Origin of the sequence: Superficieibacter sp., from assembly GCF_032071645.1 — a bacterium.
Lineage (GTDB): Bacteria > Pseudomonadota > Gammaproteobacteria > Enterobacterales > Enterobacteriaceae > Superficieibacter.
In genome coordinates, this window is sequence record NZ_DAMAPU010000004.1 from 379,912 (window position 1) to 406,197 (window position 26,286).

Sequence of the window (26,286 nt, forward strand, 5' to 3'; positions counted from 1 at the left end):
CAATACGCAGGAAGCTTTAGCCCTGAAGAATAATCCGCGTTAAGCTTATCGCCCAGACAAAATACACGCGGAGAAGGGTGATGGAAAAAAAAATTGGTTTTATCGGCTGCGGAAACATGGGTAAAGCGATCCTCGGTGGCCTGATCGCCAGCGGCCAGGTACAGCCGGAAAACATCTGGGTCTATACCCCCTCACCGGAAAACGTCCGCGCCCTGCATGAGCAGTACGGCGTGAAGGGCGCGCAAAGCGCGCAGGAAGTCGCTCAGGCGGCAGACATTGTTTTTGGTGCGGTCAAGCCAGGCATTATGGTGAAAACCCTCAACGATATTGCGTCGAGCTTTAATAAAGAGTCGCTGGTCATTTCGATTGCGGCGGGCGTGACCCTGGCGCAACTGGCGACCGCGCTGGGCCACGATCGCAAGATTATTCGCGCCATGCCGAATACGCCTTCGCTGGTCAATGCGGGGATGACCTCGCTGACGCCAAACGCGCTGGTGACGCCGGAAGAGACGCAGCTGGCGCTGGATATTTTCCGCTGCTTCGGCGAGGCCGAGGTGGTAAGTGAAGCCATGATCCATCCGGTCGTCGGCGTGAGCGGCTCCGCCCCCGCCTATGTGTTTATGTTTATCGAAGCGATGGCGGATGCCGCCGTCCTCGGCGGAATGCCGCGCGCGCAGGCGTATAAATTTGCGGCTCAGGCGGTAATGGGATCGGCGAAGATGGTGCTTGAGACGGGTAAACATCCCGGCGAGCTGAAAGATATGGTCTGTTCGCCCGGCGGGACGACCATTGAAGCCGTGCGCGTACTGGAAGAGCGCGGTTTTCGTGCAGCGGTCATTGAGGCGATGAGCAAGTGCATGGAAAAATCAGACAAGCTCAGTAAATCCTGATGAAATAACGGGTGAGGCGCATTTGCCCTCACCCGTTATATTCAGGCGGTTTTTTTCAGGCAGCCGCTCATAAATTTACTGCGGTCTTCGCCTTTCAGCGATTGTTGCGTGGCCTGCGAACTACAGTCGCGCATTTTAAGCTGCTGCGGGGTCAGTCCTTTCTTATCGTCAGACGCTTTATTGCCTTTCAGACACTCGCTCATATAACTTTTCCGCTCGTCCCCTTTCAACGTTTTCTCTTTGGCCTGTTGATTACAGGTGGCCATCCGTTGCTGTTGCGGCGTCAGCGTTTTTTCCGCCGCACCGACCGTTGAAAGAAAGATCATGCCAAACACCAGGGTTACCAGCACTATTATTTTCATTATTCTGTCCTTCAGTAAGTTGTTCATCTTAAGTCTGGTCTCTGCGGCTAAAAAAACCACCTGATGCAGCAAATTTCGTCAGGACAGAAGAACACCTTTCGGTGAATATTGCGGGTTAATGGCGAGGATGACGGAGGAGTTTTTTAATATACTGATGCAAAAGCTGGCTGTCGTTATCAGGGACATGTAAATCGGGCCGGGCACTGGCCATCGCGGTTTCGATGCCTTCGATAAGCCGTTGCTGTTCCTCTTGTGCCATATGGCGTACCAGCGCCGTGACGACGATTTCCAGCGCTTCAACCTGCGCCAGCAGTTCCTTGGATTCCTCTTCCTTTTCTCCCAGCTTGACCAGCAATTCGGCAATAAGATTTTTCATGGCGTAACACCCTTAATGAATACTGGTTTAACATGCTGTTAACGAGAATACTAAATACAGGATAGCCTTCTTTTTTTCAAGATCGTGCGCATCATATAAATAATCGCTTCAGCATAATTAAGCACGGCTAAAAGCAATATTATCGGGCGGATAAGATCGCCCACATTTATCGTGCTTTGGTCTGCGGGGTGCGGCGCAGCATAATCACCAGTTGCCAGAGATTAATCAGTACCACGATTGCCGTGGCGACAAACACCCAGCGAAAACCTGCCACGGCAGAGACGGACGCGCCCATCAGTGGCCCTGCGACATTTCCCATATACATAAAGGACTGGTTATAACCGAAAATACGTCCGGTCACCTGGTCGCTGCAATATTTCAGCAGCAGCGTTTGCACCGCCGGAAGCATGGCTCCGTCGGCAAAACCGAGCATAAAACGCAGGATACCTAACTGAAGTGGAGAGGTGACAAAAGACATGGCGAAAAAGATCACCACCGCCAGAGCGAGCGTTGCCACCAGAATTCGCCCGGTGCCAATGCGGTCGCCGAGCTTGCCGAGGCGTGGCGCGGAAATCAGCGCCGAAACACCGGGAACAGCGGCGATCATGCCGCTTAAAAAAGCAATATTATCGCTGTCAGGGCTCATCGCTTTGATAAACAGCGCGAGAACAGGACCGACCGAACCATTACACAGCTGGATCACCATCGTGGTGACAAACAGGCTGATCACCAGTCCCGGATAAGGCAGGGTCGCAAATACCGCTTTGCCGGTCAGTCGGTCGGCTTTGCTTACCTGCGGTCTGACGCCCTCTTTAATCAGAAACAGCGTGACCAGGAAACTCACCGTCAGCAGCAGGGCGGTAATGAAGAAAACCGCGCGCAGGCCAACGTGATCCGCCAGAAACCCGCCGAGCAGCGGCCCACCAATAACCCCGCTGATTTGCGCCGTGGAAAGCGTGCTTAAGGCCCAGCCGCTCCGCTCGCGCGGCACCTGCGAGGCCACCAGCGCCATCGCGTTAGGAATATAGCCGGAGGTTAATCCCATCACCGCACGCAGAAAAAATAGCTGCCAGACGTTAGTCGCAAACGCCTGAAGCAGGATCGCAATCGCCATGCCCAGCGAGGCGCGCAGAAGCATAAGCTTACGGCCTTTACGGTCGGCGAGGCTGCCCCACATCGGCGAGACAATCGCCGAAACCAGAAACGTCACGCTGAAGGTCAGTCCCGACCACATCGACAACGCCTCGTGCGAGGTGACGCCGAGCTGGGAAACATAAAGCGGCAGGAATGGCAGGATTTGGCTGATTGCCAGCCCCGTAAAAAAGCAGCCAAACCATACGGAAATAAGATTAACTTTCCAGGATTCCATAGACCGTCATATTGATTAAGGATTTACTTAGCGCGCTTAGATTAACAATTTCTCTCCCTGCTGTCCGAACCGGACATGTATTTATCCATTTTTTGTTGTTACCGGTTTAACGACACAGGCCGTAACCGCGCATCCCCAGATGGAAATGATTGGCGTGAGCCGCGTTATATTCCGGCCCTAACCCGTTACCGTAATAGTTGCAGCTGCTGGCGAGCAGCGCCCGCAAAAAAGGCTGTGTTTCCGGGCGCGGCCAGCCTTTCAGCACCGTTACGCTTTTGCCGTTGGCGAAGCGAAAGGCGCTGATATCCAGCGCATCGGCGGTGGCATGTTCACTCAGGCGTGCATTCTCACGATGATAAATATTGCGGCAGGCGTAGCTGCCAAAGTGATCGATCTGCCGCAGGGGGCTGCCCATAAGCTGCTGCGCGAGCGGTTTAGCCTGCTGCTCAACAAACAGTGCGCTACTGAGCGCCAGCGGGCAACTGGCAAGAAAACTGCTGCTTAAGCGGACATCGCCGAAGTCACGGACTCTGACCACGTTGGTTAGCGGACACGCCCCCGCGCTGTCGGCGACCTTCTGGCTGGTAATAAGATGGCGCTGATTGGCCTCTGCCAGCAGCGCCTGGCACTGTTCGGCAGAAAGGCGGCGTAGCTTGAACTGCGTGATCCGCCCCGGCGGATCGCTAAGCTGAAGAGGCGCAAAAGGATTATAGTACGGCGGCAGAGAGCGGTAGCCCAGCCACGCCGCGCCGACCAGCAGCGCGAAGACGATTACACCTTTTCCTTTCACTGCACCCCCTTTGTCGAATTACTTAAGATTATGGCAGAAGGGGCGATTTTGACGTGATATGTTATGTGTTTTACGTTTACCAGGAAACAGTGTGGAAATGGCTAAGTTGCGGGTGGGTATCGTTTTTGGCGGTAAATCAGCAGAGCACGAAGTGTCGTTGCAGTCGGCAAAAAATATCGTAGAAGCAATTGATAAATCACGATTTGAGGTTGTCCTTCTGGGCATTGATAAGCAGGGCGGCTGGCATATTAATGACGAAAGCCACTATCTGCTCAACGCGCACGATCCCGCGCATATCGCGCTGGCTCCGTCAGCCTCCACCCTCGCCCATGTTCCCGGTAAACCCGTTCAGCAATTTATTGACGCCGACAGCGGCCAGCCGTTGGCAAACATTGACGTTATTTTTCCGATTGTTCACGGCACGCTGGGTGAAGACGGATCGCTTCAGGGACTTCTGCGGATGGCGAATGTGCCTTTTGTCGGCTCGGACGTGCTGGGATCGGCCGCCTGCATGGATAAAGATGTGACTAAACGTCTGCTGCGCGATGCCGGGCTGGCGATTGCCCCTTTCATCACCCTTACCCGCGCCAACCGTCACAGTCTGACGTTTGCCGACGTGGAAGCCCGTCTCGGTCTGCCGCTGTTTGTGAAACCGGCCAATCAGGGCTCGTCGGTCGGCGTCAGCAAAGTCACCAGTGAGGCGCAGTATCAGCAGGCCGTCGCGCTGGCCTTTGAGTTCGACCATAAAGTGGTGGTGGAGCAGGGAATTAAAGGTCGCGAAATTGAATGTGCCGTGCTGGGTAATGATTATCCGCAAGCCAGCACCTGCGGTGAAATTGTGCTGAACAGCGAGTTTTATGCCTACGACACAAAATATATTGACGATGTTGGCGCACAGGTCGTGGTGCCCGCGGCGATTGACGCCGCCGTTAACGATAATATCCGCCACATTGCCATTCAGGCCTATCAGACGCTGGGCTGTAGCGGGATGGCGCGAGTGGATGTATTTCTGACGGACAGCAACGAGGTGGTGATCAATGAAATCAACACCCTGCCCGGCTTTACCAATATCAGCATGTATCCAAAACTATGGCAGGCAAGCGGACTGGGCTATACCGATCTGATCACCCGTCTGATTGAACTGGCGCTGGAGCGGCATCAGGCCAACGCCAGCTTAACCCGCACGATATCCCATTAATCGGCTTCGTTCGCCGCTGCCTCTTCCGGGCGGCGGCGAATAATTAATCCGGCAAGCCAGAAGCTTATTACCCAGGTCACCAGCCCAACGGCATAGGTCTGCCAGCCTTTAGCTTCAAAGCCCAATAATCCCACCACCCCGTTCAGAATAAAGATCAGGCCAATGGCAAACGCATAATAGTGCCAGTCACGGCGGATTTTTCCAGGCAGCTTCATGACAACTCCGACAACATAAAAACTCATCCTCGCATATTTTCCACCCGTCGTCTGTGCGGTCTGCGGAAAATCTGAAACCCGTCAAAGTTAAATATTAGTTAACAATTTGTGACATAAGTCTAACTTATGTAACCAGGAGAATTCTTGCGCTGAATTTACCATGAATCCGATATTGACAATGGAAATGACCTGTCACACTAAGCATCAGTACAGGCATGAAGTCTGACAGTTGAGAAGTCCGGGAGGTCTGTATGACAGAGTTCACCTTTTCCAAACCTATGCTACGCGGGAAAAAGAGGGATCGCTCCACTCCAGGGAATATCGCCTACGCGCTGTTTGTCCTGCTCTGCTTTTGGGTAGGCGCACAGATGCTGAACCTTGTGGTACATGCGCCAGGGGTTTATGAGGAGTTAATGCAGATACATGATACCGGCCGACCCCATGTGGAAATGGGGCTGGCGGTAGGCACGCTTTTCGGTCTGGTCCCCTTCCTGGGCGGCTGCATGATCCTCGGCGTGATCGCGTTACTGCTGCGGTGGCGTCGATATGATTAATTCTGCGCCATACATTTAGCCCGTCGATCGTCGACGCGTTTCGCAAACCAGGCGGTGGTGAGATTGCGCGTGATCTTCGGGCTTTCTAATTGAATACCCGGTAACATTTCCTTCGGCAGCGCCTTGCCACTCTTCTTCTCCGCCAGCTTATACACGCCGGTATAGAGATCGGTTTTCTCAAACGAGAACGCATCGCCTTTTTCCAGCTGGCTGCGGATTTCACTGTTGCTCATATCAAGCTGCGACGCCAGTTTTCTGATCGCCAGCTCGGTTTTGCCTGCTTCACGGCTGTCATAGCGGATCAGATCCCCGTCCAGCGCCAGCTTAACGCCGCTGGCCTTGCTGACTGCATTCTGAAATGCCGCATTGCGGCTGGCATACCAGCCCGCGTTAAAGTCGGCAAAGCGGTACAGCGGCGCGGAGTAGCTGGCAGGATAATTCAGCAGATGATACGTGCCGAACCACAGGCCGCCACGCAGCGTAAAGACTTCCTGGCGCACGGTCCCTTCCCGCTTCCACGGATAGCCCTGGGTATGCGCTTCGGCAAACGCGATGCTGACCTGCATCGGCCCGCCGGTATGCACCGGGTTAAAGGAGCCAAATAGCTGCTGTCCTAACGGGACGGTATCAATCAGATCGTCAAAGATGGCGCTAAGCTGCTTTTCCGTTCTCACCGCATCCAGCCGGTCGCTGTAGCTTTTGCCGTCCGGCGATGTCATTTTCAACGCCGTATGGACCAGCAGCGCCGGGATATGCAGTTTGGCCGCCCGCCGTTCGATTTCCTGCCAGGCAATTTTATTCAGCCCCGGCACCGCCGGATCGGCCTGGTAATTTGACTCCTGCTGCGCCACCGCCAGCACCGAACAGACATTTTCTTCCGTCGGGGCCAGCTTTTGACTCTCAAATGTGCGGGCGATGTTTTGCGCCCAGGCATCGCGGTTTTTCACGCTGGCGGGCATTTTCTGCCGGACCACGCTCGCCACATCTATCGCTTTTTCACCTTTCTTTAACGGCGTGGTTTCGCTGCTACAGCCTGCCAGAACCAGTGCGGCAACGATGAGCGTTGGGGCAAAACGAAATTGCGGTGCGGTCATAATCCGGGCATCCCTGTAAGCAATTAAAATGTATGGATGACTTCCTCCACGTCCGGGCGTTCCAGCTTGCGCTCGAAGGCGCGCAGACGTTTGTAGATCGACATCAGTTCCACCAGCCCCGGCCATGAGTTAATGAGATACTGAAAAGATTCGCGTACCTGACCAAAGACGTCGAGGATTTGACGCATCAAACCCAGGGTGACTGTACCAGCAATGATAGACGGAAACAGCAGTAACAAACCGAAAACGTTATCGACCTGAAGATAAAGGATCCGCGCAATATTGAAGTACATGTAATGAAAATAGAGGCGGAAATAGTTATGGCGGACAGCGTTAAATAGCTCACGCAGCGTCGGCGGCGTGGCACGTTTTGGGTCATCCTCACCATAAACCAGCTCTTTACGATACGCCGCTTCAACACGCTGGTTTCTGAATTCCAGACCGGGAAGCTTAATGCCGACGCCCGCCAGCAGCACCGTTCCCAGCAGCGACCAGACGATCCCGGCGATCACCAGGCCATAGTGTAAATGACCAATCAGCGGCAGTTCAGGAACGTGCGCGGACAGCGTCACCAGCACCGGCAGGAAGGCAATCAGCGTCATGATGGCGTTCAGTAAGCTGACGCCCATATCCTCCAGTGACGTGGAGAAGCGCATGGTATCTTCCTGCACACGCTGGGCCGCGCCTTCAATATGCCGCAGCTGCGGCCAGTGCCCGGTATAATATTCGTTCATGGCGCTGCGCCAGCGGAAAATATAATGGCTGATAAAAAAGTTGTTCAGCACGCCGATCACAACCGCAATTAACGCAATTCCCAGAAAGACCACTATACCGTGGTAGAACTGTTCGATGTTGACGCTGTGCGGTGCATCCAGCGATTTCTGGATCAGGTCGTAAAAAGGTCCGTACCAGGCGTTGACCGCCACTCCCACTTCAACCAGAAACCAGGTGACAAAAATAATCAGCGCGGTGCCCCATACCGACCAGCGCTGCCAGCGGTGCGGGCTGAACACCTGCCAGAAAAGCGCAAAAATACCGACGCACGCCGCATAGAACGCATAGAACACCAGGTAGCCGGGCGACCAGAATCTGGCGGCGCTGATCGGCGCGTCGGCGGTGGCAGAAAAAAGGTGCAGCAGCCATTTACCGCCTCCGGTTTGCCAGAAGATGACGGCGGCCAGCGCCCAAAGAAAGGCCGACAGAAAAAATGGCCCCGGCTTCGGGAAAAAAGATTTGAACATGTGCTCTCCTGCAAAAGGATTATCGACATTACGTGCGCTTGTCAGCTAAACGCAGCAGCAATCGCTCAACTATACGTAGTCTGGCTGACTTAATTTCTGTTCCACTCATGAAGAATTGTTTCGACGGATTTCAGATGGTGCCGGTTACGCAGGAGGAAGCTGATGATTTTCCGGGAAAAAAATGCCGTCTTTCCAGGATTTATTCTCAACCTTGCCGATCCGTCTTAAAGGCGCTTTGCAACGGCCGGAGAAGTAGTATAAATAGGCATAGTTCTTTCTATTTCATTGATGGATGCCTGCGTTGAAACGTTGTTTAGCCCTTTTTGCCGCACTTTATGCGGCTGTGCTGCCGGTTGCCCATGCCGCGCAGACCTCACCCGATCCGGTGTTTGCTTCTGATATTGTCGATCGCTACGCCAACCATATTTTCTACGGCAGCGGCGCGACAGGCATGGCGCTGGTGGTGATTGACGGTAATCAGCGGGTTTTCCGCAGTTTTGGCGAGACGCGACCGGGCAATAATGTCCGTCCGCAGCTCGATTCGGTGATCAGGATCGCCTCACTGACAAAATTAATGACCAGCGAAATGCTGGTGAAACTGCTCGATCAGGGCGTGGTGAAACTCAACGATCCGCTGAGTAAATATGCACCGCCTGGAGCGCGGGTGCCCGGCTATCAGGGCACCCCGATTACGCTGGTGAATCTGGCGACCCATACCAGCGCCCTCCCCCGCGAGCAGCCTGGCGGGGCAGCAAATCGTCCGGTGTTTGTCTGGCCAACGCAGGCGCAGCGCTGGAGCTGGCTCTCCACAGCAAAAATAAAAACCGCGCCCGGCTCGCAGGCGGCCTATTCAAACCTGGCCTTTGATTTGCTGGCCGACGCTCTGGCGAACGCCTCCGGGAAACCCTATACCCAGCTTTTTGAGCAGCAAATCACTCGCCCGCTCGGGATGAAAGATACGACCTTTACCCCGTCACCGGATCAGTGCAAGCGCCTGATGGTGGCAGAAAAAGGGGCCAGCCCGTGTAATAACACCCTGGCGGCCGTCGGCAGCGGCGGCGTATATTCCACCCCCGATGATATGATGCGCTGGATGCAGCAGTTCCTGACCTCTGATTTTTATACCCGTACTCATCAGGCAGATCGGATGCAGACGCTGATTTATCAACGCAGCCAGCTGACGCGCCTCATCGGTATGGACGTGCCGGGGAAAGCCGATGCGCTGGGACTTGGCTGGGTATATATGGCACCGAAAGACGGACGCCCCGGTATTATTCAGAAAACAGGGGGCGGTGGCGGATTCATTACCTATATGGCGATGATCCCGCAGCATAATATTGGTGCCTTTGTGGTGGTCACGCGCTCTCCGCTGACCCGATTTACCAATATGAGCGATGGCATTAATAATTTGCTCAGCGAGCTGAGCGGAAATATTCCGCTGATTGCGCCCGCGTCCTGATCGTTAATAGTCATAAGGCAGACGGTTGATGCTGATCAGTTTGCCTTTATGCATCTCGATATAGCTTCCCTGACGCAGCGCTGAAAGCACTTCAGCAATCACCGAGCGGGAAATATGGGTGCGCCGCTGAATGTAATTTATCACGCCGATGCGTGAACGCAGCGCGTCATCCCATTGCTCCATCGTCAGCAGGGTGGAGCGGATCTGATTGTAGTTGTTGGTGCCAACCAGGTGCATATCGCGTTTTTCCAGCATCCGGTGCTGCCAGGTCAGCCAGTAAAAAGCCTCACGCCACAACTGCCCCTGATCTAACAGACGAAGCGTTTCCTCCGCTGGCAGATAATAGCCACAGCATTCATTTTCGGCGCTAATTACGTAGTCAATACTATTTTTGATTGCGCCAGCAGAAAGCCCGGCGATAAAAGGAGCGGCCAGGAAACCCAGTAAAGTGTCATTACATTTTCGGCTCAGAGAGATGATGCCCTGTTGAATAATCACGGTGTGATTTGATGTCTGGTCGTCACCGAAAGAGAGCGACTCACCTTCGTGACAGATAAAATGGGTACCATATGCAGAAAGGTGTTTATCAAGTACGTTGAATTCGTTTAACGGCTTACACAAATGGGTCATTTCACTGCGTCCTTTGCGAAAAATGCCCGTCCTGTCCATGACAGGCATTACCAATGCTATAGCTACCGGTAAGAATAGAGGGGAGTTTCCTCCCCTGCTCCGCCAATTACCAGGTGTATTTAACACCCGCGTTAGCGGCCCAATCCTGGTCAACATCGCCGCCACCGACGTAGTTAACACCGGTATAGCCGCTGAAGTTTTTGGTGAAGCTGAACTGGCTACCCGCACCAACACGTACCGCAGAGCCTTTCACGCCGTTATCAATGTCATCGCCATTGAAGTCGGAATCGTTGTCAGAGTCATCGTAGACGTAGGCCAGGTCGAAGTAAGGAGTCAGCGCCTGGTCACCGTAGTTGAAGGTGTAACCGGTATTGACACCCAGCTCATAGCGCAGGCTGTCGTAGCTCTGATCGCCGACGCGGGCGTCGTTGCTCAGACGATAGCTGTCGCCAGACTGGAACAGGCCATTGATGCTGCCGTAAGGCGTTACGTAACCGGCTTCGTTAACGTTGAAGTCGTAACCCAGTTTCAGACCGAAGCCCCATGCATCCACAGTGCTGTTACCGTCAACATAAGCACCGTTGCTCATGGTGGCAGTCAGGTCGCTGTCGAAACGGCTGTAGCTTAAGTTACCATCAACAAAGATGTTGTTCGCGAAGTGCGCTGAAGAGTACAAGTAGGCAGACTGGCTGTCTTGATCTACCTGACCAGTACGGTCGCTCAGGTCGCCTTTACCGAACGCTGCCGCAGCACCGACGATCCACTCAGCGTTGTTACCGTCAACGTTGGTATCCACACCGACCATCAGACCGTGAACGTCCTGATCGTAGGAGATGGTGTCGTTGTCAGCATCGAAGCTACCGCCGAAGTAGCTCACCCATGCGCCGCCGTTGTCTTCAAAACCGTGACGAGCAGTAGTCAGACGGTTGGACAGAGTATCCTGTTGCAGATTCCAGATGTTGGTGTTTGCAGAAGGAATGCTCAGTGCCATGTTAGCGTAGTCGGTCAGTTCCATCTGTTGCAGAACAACAGTGTTACCCTGCTGCTGAGCCTGATAAGTGTAAGCACCGAGATCAGCTTTGTTAGCCGCGCTGAAGGTGGCGTTAGTGTTTACGTCGTTGACATAGATAATTTCTTTACCTTTGTAGTCAGCGATATCACCAGCGCCAGTCGCGTTGTCGATACGAACGTGGTAGTTACCGGTTGCGGCTACAACACCGTCGGTGGCGCTGTTATCCAGTTCGTCACCGCTGTTGATATCGCCGTTACCGTTGATAGTCAGATGACCGTCAGAGTTCATAGCAAGAGTACCGTAACCGTAGTTAGCCTGCGTTTTATCCCAGGTACGGTCGTTCACCAGATCGGCGTTCAGTACATAGTCGCTGCTGTGGATGTCGAAGACACCGGATACAACGTGGCGATTGTTGTCAGCATAATTGCCGCTGGTCACTTGCAGAGTATCAGTCTGGAACGGGTTGGCATCAAACTGCTCAACGTTCACATCCAGCAGACCGCCATTGGTGACGGTGATGGTGTTTGCGTACAGAGCCGCACTTGTAGACCAGCCGACGGAGGCATCCAGATCAACGGTACTGTAGGTATCGATAGTCAGGCGATCGGTGGCAACCAGCCCTTGCTCGCCGATGTTCACAGAAGAACCATTGGTTAGGGCGATGGTGTCAGAAAGCAGGCTGGAATTAGAAACGTTTACCTGTGAGCCGTTGTTGACCGCCAGGGTATCGATGTTGGAAGCGTTAACAGTGTCCCACTCGGAACCGTTATTCAGGGCTACGTTGAATACGCCGCTCTGGAATACCCGATCGTCAATTGCACGACCCCAGTTATTTGCTTCAACAACGACGCCAGGGAAAAGGCTGTTACCCGTTACATCATACCAGTCAGTAGAAGCAACAGAATGCTCATCAACATTCATGCTGGCAGAGCCAACCCACTTACTGCCGTTGTCCAGCGTAATGTTCAGTTCATCAACGTTCAGGGAGTCTTCAGCCCAGCCGCCGTTGGTGTCAAGAGTACCATCACCATTGCTGTCATGGCCTTGTGGATAGAAGTTCGCATTCCAGGTACTGCTGAATACCACATCACCCAGCAGTGTAGAATTGCTGAAGTTCACGTTGTTTTTCATGGAGTAACTGGAAGCGGCGCTATCGCTGAAATACAGCGCAACGTCATTGGCTCCGCCATTACCCGCATAATCACCTGGTTCAGCGGAATTGCCGTAGAAACCGTCGCCTTCCAGCGGCGTTACTGACCCAGAGGTAACAGTAGAATCCGTTACGCTGATGTTGTTATCCCAGGTATGGGATTCAGTGGTATAGGTTGAATTAGTCGTGTTGCCCTGTACCAGGCTAATACCCGCAACGCGAGAATTATTGGAAATATTAATGTTACTTTCTACGTCAAGCTGAACAGCAAGGCCCAGACCTGCGCTTTCACCCGTGGCGGTGTACAGAGTTTCATGGGTATTTTTGCTGACATCACCATTTAAATACGTATCGGTGAAGTAAAGTCCTTCATAATCATCGTCAATGGTGGAATTAGCGATATTTAGCGTGAAGACGTCACCGTCATGCCAGGTTTCGTCGATAACAGCATCGCCAGCCTGATAGAAATAATAGCCACCGTCATAATTGGTGCCGCCATTATAACCATAATAGCCTTCAGGTAACATTGAGGTGATGGCGCCATGAATCACTGAATTAGTCACATCCAGCTGATTTGGATTACCGTTGGTGCCGTCGGTATAATCATGATTCAGATAATAGGTCGACATCGTGCCGTTAACAGTGTCGCCTTTGAAGGAAGTATCAAAGTCACCGTTCGCATTATTGTAGTAAACAAAGCCGTTATAAATCACATAGTTGCCATCAGAGCCTGGGGCATCCATGTTTGCCCAGTCAAGAGCAGTAGCGGTGTTATCGTGATACCCCCAGGTATCATAAACAGTCGCATTTGCCTGAGAAGCGATTGCCAAAGTGCAGGCCAATGCTAATTGAGATACTACAAGTTTCTTTTTCCAGGTTTGCATTTGTCATCCCTCCTCAGGGACGTAATCCAGTTGATCCATCAATTATTAATGCAATCAAAACAAGTAAGGTTACATTGCAGGCTGAATTATGCGGTTTAGACGGGAGAAGGTTCAATTAATCTTTACCTAAAGTCCGAATACGGACTATTAACGCGTTGAGGTCATCACAGGATAATTTAATAATTCCTTATATTACAAGAGCATTCTCATAAAACATCAAATAAATAAACAATGGCTCAATGAATAAATAAACAAACTCATATAACCCTCATGAATGCACACAGAATACCCGTTAAAAAATAATATACCCCGTAATGAGTTAACAAAAAACTGTCGCTATTGATTGGTTATAATGCATTTTAACAAAAGTCCCGATTATCTGTTATCAATTGAAATTGAGTATTTATATATTTAATAACTCTGATAATGGTAATAACATTTCGCTGGCTTATTTAAATAATCAAACAGCGCAACGGTAAATGCATGTTCCGCAGCCAGCCATGCTTATCCCGTCCTGAACGACAACTTTGGTAAAACATCCCCGTGATGTTTAAGGTACAATAACGTCATATTTCACAAACATCAGGCATAACATGACCGATTTATTGCACCGCCCCCGTCGCCTGCGCAAGTCTCCCGCGCTGCGCGCTATGTTTGAAGAGACAACACTGAGCTTAAATGACTTGGTGTTACCGATTTTTGTTGAAGAAGAGCTGGACGATTACAAAGCTATCGAAGCCATGCCGGGCGTGATGCGCATCCCTGAAAAGCATCTGGCGCGGGAAATTGAGCGCATTGCCAGAGCCGGTATCCGCTCGGTAATGACCTTTGGCATTTCCCACCATACCGACGCGACCGGCAGCGATGCCTGGAAAGAAGAGGGTCTGGTGGCGCGAATGTCGCGCATCTGCAAGCAGGCCGTGCCGGAGATGATTGTGATGTCCGATACCTGCTTCTGCGAATACACCTCTCATGGTCACTGCGGCGTGCTGTGCGAGCATGGCGTGGATAACGACGCTACGCTTGCCAATCTGGGTAAACAGGCGGTGGTCGCAGCGGCGGCGGGCGCGGATTTTATCGCCCCTTCTGCGGCGATGGATGGACAGGTACAGGCGATTCGCCAGGCGCTGGATGCCGCTGGGTTTTCTGATACCGCGATCATGTCCTACTCCACCAAATTTGCCTCTTCCTTTTATGGTCCGTTCCGTGAAGCGGCCGGAACCGCGCTGAAAGGCGACCGCAAAACCTATCAGATGAACCCGATGAACCGCCGGGAAGCGATCCGTGAATCACTGCTGGACGAAGCGCAGGGCGCGGACTGCCTGATGGTGAAACCGGCCGGTGCCTATCTGGATATTCTGCGCGATATTCGCGAACGTACCGAACTGCCGCTGGGCGCGTACCAGGTGAGCGGCGAGTACGCGATGATCAAGTTTGCGGCGCAGGCCGGGGCGATTGATGAGCATAAAGTGGTGCTGGAGAGTCTGGGCGCAATCAAACGCGCCGGGGCCGATCTGATTTTCAGCTATTTCGCACTCGATTTAGCGGAAAACAAAATCCTTTAAGAAGGAACGCCATCCGCCCTGAAAGCGGATGGCGCAGGTCATGCATTAATTGTTAACCGGGATCACCGCGCCTTTGTATTTGGTGCGGATCCAGTCCTGAATCTCTTTTGAGTGCAGCACTTTCACCAGCTCAACGATATCTTTTTTCTTCTCATCGCCGCGATGTACGGTAATGATATTCGCATACGGGTTGTTTTCACCGCTTTCTACCGCAATCGGATCGTGAACCGGGTCCAGACCAGCATCAATCGCATAGTTGGCGTTAATCACCACGGCGTCGCCTTCATCGTTGTTATACATCTGCGGCAGCAGCGCTGCTTCAACGTTAGGCTGGAATTGCAGTTTTTTCGGGTTCTCAACGATATCACTGATGCGCGCGTTGACTTTATCCACGCCCGGTTTCAGTTTGATCACGCCTTCTTTTTCGAAGATGGAAAGAATACGTCCTTCTTCGGAAACCGCATCACGCATAATCACTTTCCCGCCCTGCGGCAGATCTTTCAGTGATTTATATTTTTTCGAGTAAATACCGATCGGCTCAATATGAATCGCACCTGCGCTGACGAAATCAAACGTCTTATCGCCCGCATGATCTTTCAGCACGCTGTTCAGGTAAGGGATATGCTGGAAGTAGTTGGCGTCGATGTCACCGCTGGCCAGCGCCGTGTTCGGCAGGATGTAATCCTGGAACGGTTTAATTTCCAGGTCGATGCCTTCTTTCGCAAGGATGGGTTTAGCCTGCTCCAGAATTTCCGCGTGCGGGACGTTGGACGCGCCCACGGTCAGGGTATCTGCCCAGGAAGCGAAGCTAATGGCACTCAGGGTTGCTGCGGCGATCAGGGTCAACGTTTTAGTCATGATGTTGGTTTCCGTATTATTAGCGTTTGTCTAACAGAGAGGTGATAACGTCGCCGCAGAACTGGATGATGAAAACGATGATCAAAATAGTCACCGTCGCCACCAGCGTGACGTCGCTATGGTTGCGCTGGAATCCTTCCAGATAAGCCAGGTTCCCTAATCCGCCCGCGCCAATCACGCCTGCCATTGCACTATAGCTAACCAGCGCAATCAGCGTCACCGTAATGCCGGACACTAAAGCAGGCGAGGACTCGGGCAGTAAAACTCTAAAAATCAGGGTGCTAAGACGTGCGCCCATTGAGCGCGTCGCTTCAATCACGCCTTTATCGACTTCACGCAGGGCAATTTCAACCAGACGCGCGTAAAACGGCGCGGCCCCGACAATCAGCGCCGGAAGCGCAGCGTTCGCGCCCAGAATGGTGCCGATAATGGTTTTGGTGAAGGGGATCAGCAGCACGATTAAAATAATGAACGGGATGGAGCGGAACACGTTCACGATAATCGAAATGACGCTGTAGAGCGTCCGATTCTGAAACAGGCCGCCCCTCGCGGTTAAAAACAGCGCCAGCCCAAGCACAATCCCCAGAACAAAGGTTGCCACCCCGGAGAGCGCGGTCATATACAGCGTTTCCTGCGTTGCCGCCCAAAGCTGTTCCCATTTCAGATGAGGTAATAGTTGATCAATCATGTTTAATCACCTCGCATTCAATACCGCTTTGCTGCAAATCCGCGAGGATGTTGTTCAGTTGATCCTGGTTTGCAATAACGTGGAGCCACAGGTGTCCGAAGATGCCATGGGCGGTTTGCGCCATTTTGCCGTGCAGAATATTAAACGGCAGACCGTAGCGCAGCGTCAGTTCCCCGACCACCGGCTGATGCGTGCTGAGGCCGGTGAAGGTCAGCTTGATCACCGCCCCGTCCAGATCGCTGGTCAGTTCAGGGTTAAACGACTCTTCTTCTTTATACTGGCTCACCTGACGCACAAACTGCCGGGTGATCGGCTGCTGCGGGCGGGTAAAGACCTCCAGCACATCGCCCTCTTCCACCACCCTGCCATTTTCCATCACCGCGACCCGGTCGCAAATCTTGCGCACGACGTGCATTTCGTGAGTGATAAGCACGATGGTCAGCTTAAAGCGACGGTTGATATCAAGCAGCAAATCAAGAATTTGATCGGTCGTCTGCGGGTCCAGCGCGGAGGTCGCTTCGTCACACAGCAGCACGTCCGGGCTGTTAGCCAGCGCGCGGGCGATACCGACGCGCTGCTTTTGCCCGCCGCTTAACTGGGAAGGATAAGCGTCTTCACGCCCGGTCAGTCCCACCAGCTCGATCAGCTCCGCCACGCGAGCGCGAATTTTAGCTTTTGGCGCACCGGCAATCTGCATCGAAAAAGCAATGTTTTCCCACACGGTACGCGACCACAGCAGATTAAAATGCTGAAAAACCATGCTGATTTTCAGCCGTGCCTGGCGCAGCGCTTCACCTTTTGCCGACGAAATGTCCTGACCGTTAATGGTCACTGACCCCGTGCTGGGCTTTTCCAGCCCGTTGAGCAGGCGGATCAGCGTGCTTTTTCCTGCTCCGCTGTAACCGATAATGCCGTAAATCTGCCCCTGTTCGATCGTTAAATCTACGCTATCCACAGCGACCACGGGCGTCTTTCCGTGGTCGAAAATCTTCGAAATATTGCGGAGAAGGATCATCTTTATTTGTTACCCAATGCTTCTTATATGTTTCGTGATTGTGATACGAACGGCAGTTTAGCAGTATGGACGTCCATATGATAGTAATCAGCCAAAATTATGTTTGAAACAAACTGATTGATATTAGTTATAACTTTTAACGCTAAATGACGGTTTCTGCGGGCTGGCTGGCTTAGCGAGAATTCAGCAATCCATATTCAGCGAATGAATAACTGCCGTAAAGACGAAGCGGCAGGAGCGGCTGTAAAGCGCATTCTTCCGTTGCATTTAGCCGTCGATACATCTGCACTACCGCACGGCTTTCCTTCCTGACGTCTGATTAGTCTTTTATATTACGTTTTGGCATAAACCACAGAGAAAGGTTCTTTATCAGCGTTTTTTGGCACGCCTATTATTCCGCCATGTCCCTGAACTCTGGTGAAATACGATGACCGTTTTTCATTCCGTCACCGATTTAATCGGTAATACCCCGCTGCTCCAGTTACATAAACTGGATAGCGGTCCCTGTGAATTATTTCTGAAGCTGGAGAATCAGAATCCGGGCGGGTCGATCAAAGATCGCGTGGCCCTGTCGATGATTGCCGAAGCGGAACGAAAAGGATTGCTGCAACCCGGCGGCACCATTATTGAAGCGACCGCTGGCAATACCGGCCTTGGGCTGGCGCTGATCGCCGCGCAAAAAGGCTATCAGCTTCTGCTGGTAGTGCCGGACAAAATGAGCCGCGAGAAGATTTTTCATCTGCGTGCGCTGGGTGCCCAGGTAGTTCTCACCCGCTCCGACGTGGTTAAAGGCCATCCGGCGTACTATCAGGATTACGCCCGGCGGCTGGCAGACGACACCCCCGGCGCGTTTTATATTGACCAGTTCAATAACGCCGCCAATCCGCTGGCGCACGCCACCACCACCGCCCCGGAGCTCTTTGCCCAGCTTGAAGGCCGCATTGATGCGGTGGTCGTTGGCGTGGGTTCGGGCGGTACGCTGGGCGGATTACAGGCCTGGTTTGCCGAACACTCTCCGCACACGGAATTTGTGCTGGCCGATCCCGCCGGTTCGATTCTCGCCGATCAGGTGGAAACCGGGCGTTATGGCGAGGCTGGCTCGTGGCTGGTCGAAGGGATTGGTGAAGACTTCATTCCGCCACTTTCCCATCTCGACGGCGTTAAACAGGCGTTTCGCGTCGGCGACAGCGAAGCATTTAACACTGCGCGGGAGCTGCTGAAGACAGAAGGCGTACTGGCCGGATCGTCCACCGGTACACTGCTGGCGGCGGCGCTGCGCTATTGCCGGGCGCAGACGACACCAAAGCGCGTCGTCACTTTTGCCTGCGACAGCGGCAATAAATACCTGTCAAAAATGTTTAATGATGACTGGATGCGCCAGCAGGGGTTAATCGCCCGCCCGCAGGCCGGGGATTTAAGCGATTTTATTGCCCTGCGTCATGATGAAGGTGCCACCGTCACCGCCGCCCCGGACGATACGCTTGCCACCGTGCTGGCCCGCATGCGTCTGTACGACATTTCCCAGCTTCCGGTGCTCGACAAAGACGACGTGGTGGGGATCGTTGATGAGTGGGATTTAATCAGCCACGTGCGCGGCGACAGTCAGCGTTTCTCGCTCCCGGTTAAAGAAGCGATGACCCGCGACGTGGAGATCGTCGATCGCCACGCGCCGGAAAGCGCCCTCAAATCCATTTTCGATCGCGGTCTGGTCGCGATTGTTGTCGATAACCACCGCTTTCTGGGTCTGGTGACCCGCAGCGATGTTTTAACCACATGGCGCAACCGCCTGTCGCACTAAGGATATTTTATGAAAAATCTTGCCACGCTTAGCGTTCACAGCGGCGCGTTTAACGATCAGCACGGCGCGGTGATGCCGCCGATTTATGCCACCTCCACTTATGCCCAGCCCGCGCCCGGTCAGCATACCGGCTATGAATATTCCCGCAGCGGCAACCCGACGCGCGACGTGCTGGAAGCCTCAATCGCGGAGCTTGAAGGCGGCACGCGCGGTTATGCGTTTGCTTCCGGGCTGGCCGGGATTTCAACCGTGCTGGAATTGCTGGATAAAGAGAGCCACATCGTGGCGGTGGATGATGTCTACGGCGGCACGTACCGTCTGATTGAGAACGTGCGCCGCCGCACGGCGGGTTTACAGGTGAGCTGGGTAAAACCGGACGATCTGGCGGCGCTTGAAGCGGCCATTCGTCCTGATACGCGGATGATCTGGGTAGAAACGCCGACCAATCCACTGCTTAAGCTGGCAGATCTGGAAGCGATTGCCGCCATCGCCAGACGCCACAAACTCATAAGCGTGGCGGATAACACCTTTGCCTCGCCGATCCTGCAACGTCCGCTGGAGCAGGGTTTTGATATCGTGGTTCACTCCGCCACCAAATATCTTAACGGCCATTCGGACGTGGTGGCCGGGCTGGTGGTGGTGGGCGATAACCCGGAACTGGCGGAAAAACTCGGCTATCTGCAAAACGCGATTGGCGGCGTTCTCGATCCGTTCAGCAGCTTTCTGACGCTGCGCGGCATCCGCACGCTGGCGCTGCGCATCGAACGTCACAGCAGCAACGCGCTGGCGCTGGCGCAGTGGCTGGAACAGCAGCCACAGGTGGAAAAAGTGTGGTATCCGGGGCTGGAGTCGCATCCGCATTACGCGCTTGCCCGGCGGCAGATGTCGCAGGCGGGCGGCATGATTTCGGTTATCGTTAAAGGCGATGAGCAGCAGGCCGCCGCCATCATCAAAAAACTCAAACTGTTTACCCTTGCAGAAAGTCTTGGCGGCGTGGAAAGTCTGGTGAGCCAGCCGTTCAGCATGACGCACGCGTCGATCCCGCTTGAGCAGCGGCTGGCAAACGGCATCACGCCCCAGCTTATTCGCCTGTCGGTCGGCATTGAAGATGCCAGCGACCTGATCGAGGATTTGCGTCAGGCGCTCGCCGGGTAAAAACAACTCATTCAATTTACCTGGGCTTAACATCGCTTTTACTTATGGTTTTTTTGATATAGATAAGAACTTTTTCTTCTTTGTCGTCGAAGAAACATTGTGGGAGCGTAGCGCTACAAAACAAAAACAGGGTACGCAGAGGAATCTATGGCACATCAATTACACACACTGAAGACACTCTCACTGGCGCTGGGTTTGCTGACGCTGGGAGCTGCCGCACATGCCGATCAGCTGGCTGATATCAAAGCCGCTGGCGTAGTCAAAGTGGCAACGTTTGACGCGAATCCGCCGTTTGGGTCGGTCGATCCGAAAACCCATGACATCGTGGGCTACGATGTTGATTTCGCCAAAGCGCTGGCAAAATCGCTCGGCGTAAAGCTGGAGCTGGTGGCGACTAACCCGGCCAACCGCATTCCGCTGCTGCAATCCGGCAAAGCGGATCTGATCGTCGCGGATATCACCATCACCCCGGAACGCGCGCAGGTGGTCGATTTCTCTACCCCGTACTTCGTGACCGGGCAGCAGTTCCTGGTGCCGGTTAAATCGCCGGACAAACTGGACGAATACAGCCGCGCGCGGATTGGTGCCGTGAAGGGCACTACCGGCGAGCAGGCGCTGCATCAGCGTTACCCGCAGGCGCGCGTGCTGGCGTATGACGATATTCCGCTGGCGCTGACCGCACTGCGCAACGGTAACGTGCAGGCCATCACCCAAGACAGCACCATTCTGGCGGGTCTGCTGGCAGAAGCGCCGGACAAAGCGAAATTCAAAATCCTGCCGGATCTGCTGAGTAAAGAAGAAATTGGCGTGGGCGTGAAAAAAGGCGAAACGGCGCTGCTGAAAGCGGTGAATGACGAGCTGGTGAACCTGGAGAAAAACGGCCAGGCCGCCAAAATTTACGATACCTGGTTTGGTCCATCCACCAAAACTCCGCAGCCACGTTCATTCACTATCGAAGCAAAGTAATATGCTGTCAGGCTTAATCTCTCAATCCGCAGCAGGGTCTGCGGATTTTTCACGTCTGGAACATGCCAGCGTCGAATTTCGCGACGTGGTGAAAGCCTTTGGCGAGCACCGCGTCCTGAACGGTATCAACTTAACGATTAACCCCGGTGAGGTGGTGGCGATCCTCGGTCCATCGGGATCGGGAAAATCCACGCTGATCCGGCTGATCAACCAACTGGAATCGCTCAGCGGCGGCGAGATCCTGATCGACAATAAACCGACCCGCACTCTTCAGGGGCGCGCGCTGCGTCAGTTGCGCAGCCGGGTCGGGTTTGTCTTTCAGCAGTTTAATCTGTACGCCCATCTTAACGCGGTGCAAAACATTACCCTCGCGCTGGAGGCGGTCCACGGCTGGAAAAAAGCCGATGCCGAAAAACGCGCGCTGGAACTGTTAAACCAGGTCGGGCTGGCGGACAAAGCGCAGCATATGCCCTCACAGCTCTCCGGCGGGCAGCAGCAGCGCGTGGCGATTGCCCGCGCCCTCGCCTCTTCACCGCAAATCATTCTGTTTGACGAGCCGACCTCGGCGCTGGATCCCGAAATGATCGGCGAGGTGCTGTACGTAATGAAAACGCTGGCGCACAGCGGCATCACCATGATTGTGGTGACGCACGAAATGCAGTTTGCGAGAGAGATCGCCGACCGGGTGGTATTTATTGACGGGGGTGATATCTGTGAAGTGGCTCCACCGGCGGAGTTTTTCTCCCGGCCGCGTCATCCGCGCGCGCGTCGCTTTCTGCAAAAGGTGCTGGACCCGCTGCACCAGGAGCGCCCGGAGTGAATCAGCTACTGGACTGGCAGGGGGTGCTGACCGGGCAGCCTCTGCAATGGATTATTTCCGGTTTCCTGACCACGCTGTGGGTGACGGTGGCGGGCATAGCGCTCGCTACGGTGCTGGCGGTGCTGTTTCTGGCGCTGCGGCTGGCGGGTGGGCGTCCCGGCAATGCGCTGGTCGCCGCCTGGGTTTCGCTGTTTCGTAATACCCCGCTGCTGGTACAACTGCTGTTCTGGTATTTCGCGGCCTGGAATCTGCTGCCTTTAGCGGTACGTGATTTTATCAACGCCGATCATAGCTGGTCGATCCTGCCGGGCAACGTCTGGTGGCTGACCCCGGAATTTATCTGCTCGGCGTGGGGGCTGGCCGTTTTCACCTCTGCCTTCCTGATTGAAGAGATCGAATCCGGCCTGCGCGCGGTGGCGAGCGGGCAGCGTGAAGCGGCGCTGGCGCAGGGGTTTTCCACCTGGCGGCTGTTTCGCCTGATCCTGTTACCGCAAGGGCTGGCAAATGCCTGGCAGCCGATTATTGGTCAGTATCTTAATCTGATGAAACTCTCTTCGCTGGCGAGCGGTATCGGCTTTGCCGAATTAACCTATCAGGTGCGGCAGATTGAGAGCTACAACGCCCACGCGCTGGAAGCGTTCGCCGTCGGCACGGTGCTGTACCTGCTGACCGGGATCGTTGCCGGCATGATTCTGGTCCGTCTCGGTCCTGCCCACGCCCGCGTCGCGGTAAAAAGAAGGAAAGCCTGATGCTGGCGAATTTGACCGTTATTACCGATAACCTTGATTATCTGCTGTGGGGCCGTCTCGCGGACGGGCAGCCCGGCGGCGTGGTGCTTACGCTGTTGATGGCTATTGGCGCGGGCATTCTCGCCCTGCCCGGCGGCATCGCGCTGGCCTGCGCCGCATGGCGTTATCCCGGGATCGTGCGCCGCATTTTATTTCTGTGGGCGGAGTTGATTCGCGGTATCCCGCTGATTTTTATCATCTTCTGGCTGTGGTATTTACTGCCGATGCTGACCGGCAGCGATCTGCCCGGCGCGGTCACCGTGACGCTGGCGCTGGCGTGGTTTACCGCCGCCTCAGTGATGCACTCGGTGCTTGCCGGTTTACAGGCGCTGCCCGTCGGGCAGTATGAAGCCGCGCAGACCCAGGGCTTCAGCCCCGGCCAGACGCTGCGGCTCATTTTATTGCCGCAGGTGCTGCGTAACGTTCTGCCCTCGCTGGTCGGCATTTTTATCAGTCTGCTGAAAGATACTTCGCTGGCATTTATCGTCAACGTGCCGGAACTCACCACCGTTGCCGGCCAGGTGAATAACCGGGTTCAGATTTACCCTACGGCGATCTTTATTTTTACCGGCGTTGTTTACTATTTATTATGTAGCGGTCTGGGTTTACTGGCAAAACGCTGGCAGCGCAGAGATGCGCGCCTCAACGGGGTAATGAACTGACGATGAGAATTTTCCGGGACTGCTCACAAACATGCACAGGGCTCCTATACTGAAAGGACACACGTAGCTAAGGAGCCTGACATGTTCGAGAAAGCAGAAAATAAAGTTAATGAAGCCGCAGGTAAAGCACAGGAAGTATTTGGCCGTGCGACCGATAACCATGACGACACCGTAAAAGGTGCGACGCGCAAATATGCATCGCAGGCTGGCTACGCAGTACGTGACGCGGCGGACACCGTTCGCGATCAGGTATCTTCTAACCCGCTGGGTGGTCTGGCTATTGCCGGTGCCGTAGGCATCGTGCTGGGCTTCCTGCTGGCACGTAAATAATACGCCATCAGTTCCGAATCGGGATCGTCGCAGGACGGTCCCGATTTTTTTTGTCTTTTTTCTGTCCGGGACGTGTTATTGGATCTTGCGCAATAGCGTCAGAAGAATAGAAAAGTTATGCAGATATTCATCTAAGCCCCTGCGGTGACGGTCGGTTTCATATATGGGATATTGAATATTCACCGTAAAAAGAGAATATTTTATGTCCCGTAATGAAGACGAAGCGGTATTACCCGCCTGCCCGGCAGCGCCTTTTTTATATGAGGAAGCGCCGGATTTTGCTGCCCGCTCAACCCACGGCGACATCCGCCTGAGCGATTATCGCGGTCGCTGGGTATTATTATTTTCCCATCCGGCCGATTTCACGCCGGTCTGTACCAGCGAACTGATCGCCTTTGCCCGTAGCGCGGCGCGTTTCGAGGCGCTTAACTGTCAGCTTCTGGCGCTGTCTGTGGATGGTCTGTATGCCCATCTGGCGTGGCTTAACAGCATTAAAGTTAACTTTGCTATCGATGTCACTTTTCCGCTGATTGAAGATCCGTCGATGGCGGTTGCCCGCGCCTTTGGGATGCTGCCGCGTCATTCGCATGCCTCCGGCACCGTCCGGGGCACGTTCCTGATCGACCCGCGCGGCATTATCCAGGCGATCAACTGGTATCCCATCTCGACCGGGCGATCCGTGGAAGAGCAGTTGCGCCAGCTGGAAGCCATTAAGCTGAGCTACGAATTTCCCCTGTATACCCAGGCGGAGTGGCAGCCGGGTGACGATACCATCGTGCCGCCCCCGCGCACGGTAGAAGGTGCCAGAGCGCGGCTGGCGGATAGCAGCGCGCCCGACTGGTATTACAAAACCTGCGCCAATCCGTGGCGTAACGGAAAAGGAGAATGACGATGACCAGCCCCCGCCATGATCAGCTCGCCGCGCTGCTGCGACTGCTGAGCCATCCCGTCCGCCTGCACATTACGCTCCTCCTGCGCCAGCAGCCGCAAACCGTTTCTGCACTGGCGGCGATATTGCGCATCCGCCAGCCGAGCCTGTCACAGCATCTTGCCGCCCTGCGCGATGCGGAGCTGGTGTACGCCACCAGAGAAGCAAAATGCGTGGTGTATGCCATCAGCGATGGACTTCCCGCCCGGTTGATTAACGCGCTCGCCGCCCTGACTACCGACACCGCCCCGGCAGCGGAAAATCCGGCGTCGCGGCAGGGAGATGAACTGGTTTTTGCGACGCTGCGTTTTCCGGCGGGCAGTTGATCGCCCTGAATACGCGGCAGCGGGAAAGCATTTTTCTTTGTTACGATTGCAAAAAGCAGTGGAATTCAGCTCATTGAAAGGCAAATGCGATAACCGCATTAACATTCTATTTATATATATTTATATTTTTTAACCTTAGCCTGTAGGTTGAGAAAACACATTCCATCTGAGCTAAATGGTTATTCAATTTCCTGAATATATCAGGCTCACTATATGACAGGTGTTTTCAATGAGTTCTGATCTTATTCATTTGCATCAACCGCTCGACCCTGAATTTAATCAGCCGCCGGTTCTTGATCCGCAAACATTTCGTCGGGAGCCGGAGGTTTTCCAGGATATTCGTATTCGCCCGTTTACGCCGGTAGTGGGAGGGATAGTTGAAGGTTTTCAGCTAAATGAAGGCGAACAGGTTTCTGACGCCGTGCGCGAATTTCTCTATCAGGCGCTGCTGAAATATGGCTTTTTATCGTTCGTTCCCGGCTCAGTCAATGCCAGTACCTTTGAGCACTTTTCACATCTGTTTGGTTCACCGCGTTTTGCCGGTAATCCGCAGGCTCCGCGCACCGGTTCCGGTGAAATGAACGCTATCGACTCTTCGCGTAAAAAAACGCGCACCAATTATATCTGGCACATCGATCAGGCTTATCGCCCTAATCCGCAAAAATTCACCGCGCTACATGCAGTAAAAGCACCGGGTTTTGGCGGTGAAACTATTTTTACCGATGCCACTGCCGCCTACCGTCTTCTGGACCCAACGCTGGCGGCCTGGCTCGATACCCTGAATATCATTAATAACGGTGACCAGATGGGCTTAATTTCCATGTCGTATCCTGAAGCGGAACTGTTATTTGAGGCCCGGCAGAAAACGCCGCCGTTACAGGTGCCGCTGGTGCGGGTTCATCCTGAAACCGGGGTAAAACAGCTTTTTCCCTGTGAACTGTATGCGCAGCGCGTTCTCGGCCTGCCGCGCATTGTCAGCGATCATGTTCTGCATATCGTTTTTGAATATTTACGCTCGCCGGAAGTGCTGGCCCAGTACTACTGGCAGGACGGCGCCACGCTAATTTGGGATAACCGGATTGTTCATCACCGGGGCGTATTTAATTACGGTGGGCAGGAGCGCGTCCTCCACCGTGCGGTTATCGATTAAGTAGCGGATAATA

The 26,286-nt window shown here is 53.9% G+C and carries 27 protein-coding genes; 15 read left to right on the forward strand and 12 right to left on the reverse strand.

Features of this window, described 5'->3' with window-relative positions; all coding sequences use genetic code 11:
- The first annotated feature begins 80 nt into the window (after nt 1-80).
- The gene (gene proC, locus RT197_RS10870) at nt 81-890 is read left to right on the forward strand and encodes a pyrroline-5-carboxylate reductase (protein ID WP_312950263.1); all 810 of its coding nucleotides are present in this window, start codon (nt 81-83) and stop codon (nt 888-890) included.
- Nucleotides 891-931: 41 nt separating this feature from the next.
- Here proC and psiF read toward each other — a convergent pair whose 3' ends face one another.
- The 4 genes from psiF to RT197_RS10890 all read right to left on the reverse strand — a co-directional run bounded on the left by psiF (nt 932) and on the right by RT197_RS10890 (nt 3,787).
- Nucleotides 932-1,252: a phosphate starvation-inducible protein PsiF gene (psiF, locus tag RT197_RS10875; protein ID WP_312950266.1), complete on the reverse strand. Its 321-nt coding sequence runs from the start codon at nt 1,250-1,252 to the stop codon at nt 932-934.
- Between the two features lie 115 nt (nt 1,253-1,367).
- Nucleotides 1,368-1,628, reverse strand: coding sequence for an anti-adapter protein IraP (iraP, locus tag RT197_RS10880; RefSeq protein ID WP_312950268.1), 261 nt, complete (start codon nt 1,626-1,628; stop codon nt 1,368-1,370).
- A 166-nt stretch (nt 1,629-1,794) separates the two neighbouring features.
- Entirely contained in the window at nt 1,795-2,997 is a 1,203-nt protein-coding gene (locus RT197_RS10885; protein WP_312950269.1) for a multidrug efflux MFS transporter, read from the reverse strand.
- Nucleotides 2,998-3,103: 106 nt separating this feature from the next.
- Nucleotides 3,104-3,787 (reverse strand): extensin family protein, encoded by a 684-nt coding sequence (locus RT197_RS10890; protein WP_312950272.1) that lies wholly within the window; start codon nt 3,785-3,787, stop codon nt 3,104-3,106.
- A 97-nt stretch (nt 3,788-3,884) separates the two neighbouring features.
- On the opposite strand from RT197_RS10890, the gene ddlA reads away from it, so the two are divergent.
- Nucleotides 3,885-4,985, forward strand: coding sequence for a D-alanine--D-alanine ligase (ddlA, locus tag RT197_RS10895; protein ID WP_312950275.1), 1,101 nt, complete (start codon nt 3,885-3,887; stop codon nt 4,983-4,985).
- Here ddlA and RT197_RS10900 read toward each other — a convergent pair.
- Nucleotides 4,982-5,200, reverse strand: coding sequence for a DUF2754 domain-containing protein (locus RT197_RS10900; RefSeq protein WP_312950278.1), 219 nt, complete (start codon nt 5,198-5,200; stop codon nt 4,982-4,984). The two genes, ddlA and RT197_RS10900, sit on opposite strands and share 4 nt — an antisense overlap.
- Nucleotides 5,201-5,451: 251 nt before the next feature.
- On the opposite strand from RT197_RS10900, the gene RT197_RS10905 reads away from it, so the two are divergent.
- Entirely contained in the window at nt 5,452-5,754 is a 303-nt protein-coding gene (locus RT197_RS10905; protein ID WP_312950281.1) for a DUF2755 family protein, read from the forward strand.
- Here the strand turns inward: RT197_RS10905 and RT197_RS10910 are convergent.
- A complete protein-coding gene (locus RT197_RS10910) occupies nt 5,751-6,848 on the reverse strand; it encodes a DUF1615 domain-containing protein (RefSeq protein WP_312950283.1) in 1,098 nt (365 codons plus the stop codon). The genes RT197_RS10905 and RT197_RS10910 overlap by 4 nt on opposite strands.
- Nucleotides 6,849-6,871: 23 nt before the next feature.
- A complete protein-coding gene (gene sbmA / locus RT197_RS10915; protein ID WP_312950285.1) occupies nt 6,872-8,089 on the reverse strand; it encodes a peptide antibiotic transporter SbmA in 1,218 nt (405 codons plus the stop codon).
- A gap of 292 nt (nt 8,090-8,381) precedes the next feature.
- On the opposite strand from sbmA, the gene ampH reads away from it, so the two are divergent.
- A complete protein-coding gene (gene ampH / locus RT197_RS10920) occupies nt 8,382-9,548 on the forward strand; it encodes a D-alanyl-D-alanine-carboxypeptidase/endopeptidase AmpH (protein ID WP_409529687.1) in 1,167 nt (388 codons plus the stop codon).
- 3 nt (nt 9,549-9,551) lie between these two features.
- Here ampH and RT197_RS10925 read toward each other — a convergent pair whose 3' ends face one another.
- Both RT197_RS10925 and RT197_RS10930 read right to left on the reverse strand, forming a co-directional pair.
- Entirely contained in the window at nt 9,552-10,178 is a 627-nt protein-coding gene (locus tag RT197_RS10925) for a helix-turn-helix domain-containing protein (protein ID WP_312950289.1), read from the reverse strand.
- Nucleotides 10,179-10,284: 106 nt separating this feature from the next.
- On the reverse strand, nt 10,285-13,224 hold the full coding sequence (locus RT197_RS10930; protein WP_312950291.1) for an autotransporter outer membrane beta-barrel domain-containing protein: 2,940 nt from the start codon (nt 13,222-13,224) through the stop codon (nt 10,285-10,287).
- Nucleotides 13,225-13,817: 593 nt separating this feature from the next.
- On the opposite strand from RT197_RS10930, the gene hemB reads away from it, so the two are divergent.
- Entirely contained in the window at nt 13,818-14,789 is a 972-nt protein-coding gene (hemB, locus tag RT197_RS10935; RefSeq protein WP_312950294.1) for a porphobilinogen synthase, read from the forward strand.
- Between the two features lie 45 nt (nt 14,790-14,834).
- On the opposite strand, the gene RT197_RS10940 is transcribed toward hemB, so the two are convergent.
- From RT197_RS10940 to RT197_RS10950, 3 genes are read right to left on the reverse strand one after another with little or no spacing between them, the layout of a single operon-like run.
- A complete protein-coding gene (locus RT197_RS10940) occupies nt 14,835-15,647 on the reverse strand; it encodes a MetQ/NlpA family ABC transporter substrate-binding protein (RefSeq protein WP_312950296.1) in 813 nt (270 codons plus the stop codon).
- A gap of 19 nt (nt 15,648-15,666) precedes the next feature.
- On the reverse strand, nt 15,667-16,335 hold the full coding sequence (locus tag RT197_RS10945; RefSeq protein WP_312950298.1) for a methionine ABC transporter permease: 669 nt from the start codon (nt 16,333-16,335) through the stop codon (nt 15,667-15,669).
- Entirely contained in the window at nt 16,328-17,350 is a 1,023-nt protein-coding gene (locus tag RT197_RS10950) for a methionine ABC transporter ATP-binding protein (protein WP_312950301.1), read from the reverse strand. Before RT197_RS10950 ends, RT197_RS10945 begins: the two co-directional genes overlap by 8 nt.
- A gap of 427 nt (nt 17,351-17,777) precedes the next feature.
- On the opposite strand from RT197_RS10950, the gene RT197_RS10955 reads away from it, so the two are divergent.
- From RT197_RS10955 to RT197_RS11000, 10 genes are all read left to right on the forward strand, one after another.
- The gene (locus RT197_RS10955; protein ID WP_312950304.1) at nt 17,778-19,148 is read left to right on the forward strand and encodes a cystathionine beta-synthase; all 1,371 of its coding nucleotides are present in this window, start codon (nt 17,778-17,780) and stop codon (nt 19,146-19,148) included.
- Nucleotides 19,149-19,157: 9 nt separating this feature from the next.
- Nucleotides 19,158-20,303: a PLP-dependent aspartate aminotransferase family protein gene (locus RT197_RS10960; protein ID WP_312950306.1), complete on the forward strand. Its 1,146-nt coding sequence runs from the start codon at nt 19,158-19,160 to the stop codon at nt 20,301-20,303.
- 147 nt (nt 20,304-20,450) lie between these two features.
- Complete coding sequence (locus RT197_RS10965) at nt 20,451-21,269, forward strand: ABC transporter substrate-binding protein (protein WP_312950309.1); 819 nt, start codon at nt 20,451-20,453, stop codon at nt 21,267-21,269.
- Nucleotide 21,270: 1 nt separating this feature from the next.
- Nucleotides 21,271-22,089, forward strand: a complete 819-nt coding sequence (locus RT197_RS10970; protein WP_312950311.1) for an amino acid ABC transporter ATP-binding protein — start codon at nt 21,271-21,273, stop codon at nt 22,087-22,089.
- Complete coding sequence (locus tag RT197_RS10975) at nt 22,086-22,838, forward strand: amino acid ABC transporter permease (RefSeq protein WP_312950314.1); 753 nt, start codon at nt 22,086-22,088, stop codon at nt 22,836-22,838. Before RT197_RS10970 ends, RT197_RS10975 begins: the two co-directional genes overlap by 4 nt.
- The gene (locus tag RT197_RS10980) at nt 22,838-23,539 is read left to right on the forward strand and encodes an amino acid ABC transporter permease (RefSeq protein WP_312950317.1); all 702 of its coding nucleotides are present in this window, start codon (nt 22,838-22,840) and stop codon (nt 23,537-23,539) included. Before RT197_RS10975 ends, RT197_RS10980 begins: the two co-directional genes overlap by 1 nt.
- An 81-nt stretch (nt 23,540-23,620) precedes the next feature.
- Nucleotides 23,621-23,869 (forward strand): glycine zipper domain-containing protein, encoded by a 249-nt coding sequence (locus tag RT197_RS10985; protein WP_276163946.1) that lies wholly within the window; start codon nt 23,621-23,623, stop codon nt 23,867-23,869.
- Nucleotides 23,870-24,071: 202 nt separating this feature from the next.
- Complete coding sequence (locus RT197_RS10990) at nt 24,072-24,758, forward strand: peroxiredoxin (protein WP_312950324.1); 687 nt, start codon at nt 24,072-24,074, stop codon at nt 24,756-24,758.
- A 2-nt stretch (nt 24,759-24,760) separates the two neighbouring features.
- Nucleotides 24,761-25,123, forward strand: a complete 363-nt coding sequence (locus RT197_RS10995; RefSeq protein ID WP_312950327.1) for a metalloregulator ArsR/SmtB family transcription factor — start codon at nt 24,761-24,763, stop codon at nt 25,121-25,123.
- Nucleotides 25,124-25,352: 229 nt separating this feature from the next.
- A complete protein-coding gene (locus RT197_RS11000) occupies nt 25,353-26,273 on the forward strand; it encodes a TauD/TfdA family dioxygenase (RefSeq protein WP_312950330.1) in 921 nt (306 codons plus the stop codon).
- Nucleotides 26,274-26,286: the final 13 nt, after the last annotated feature.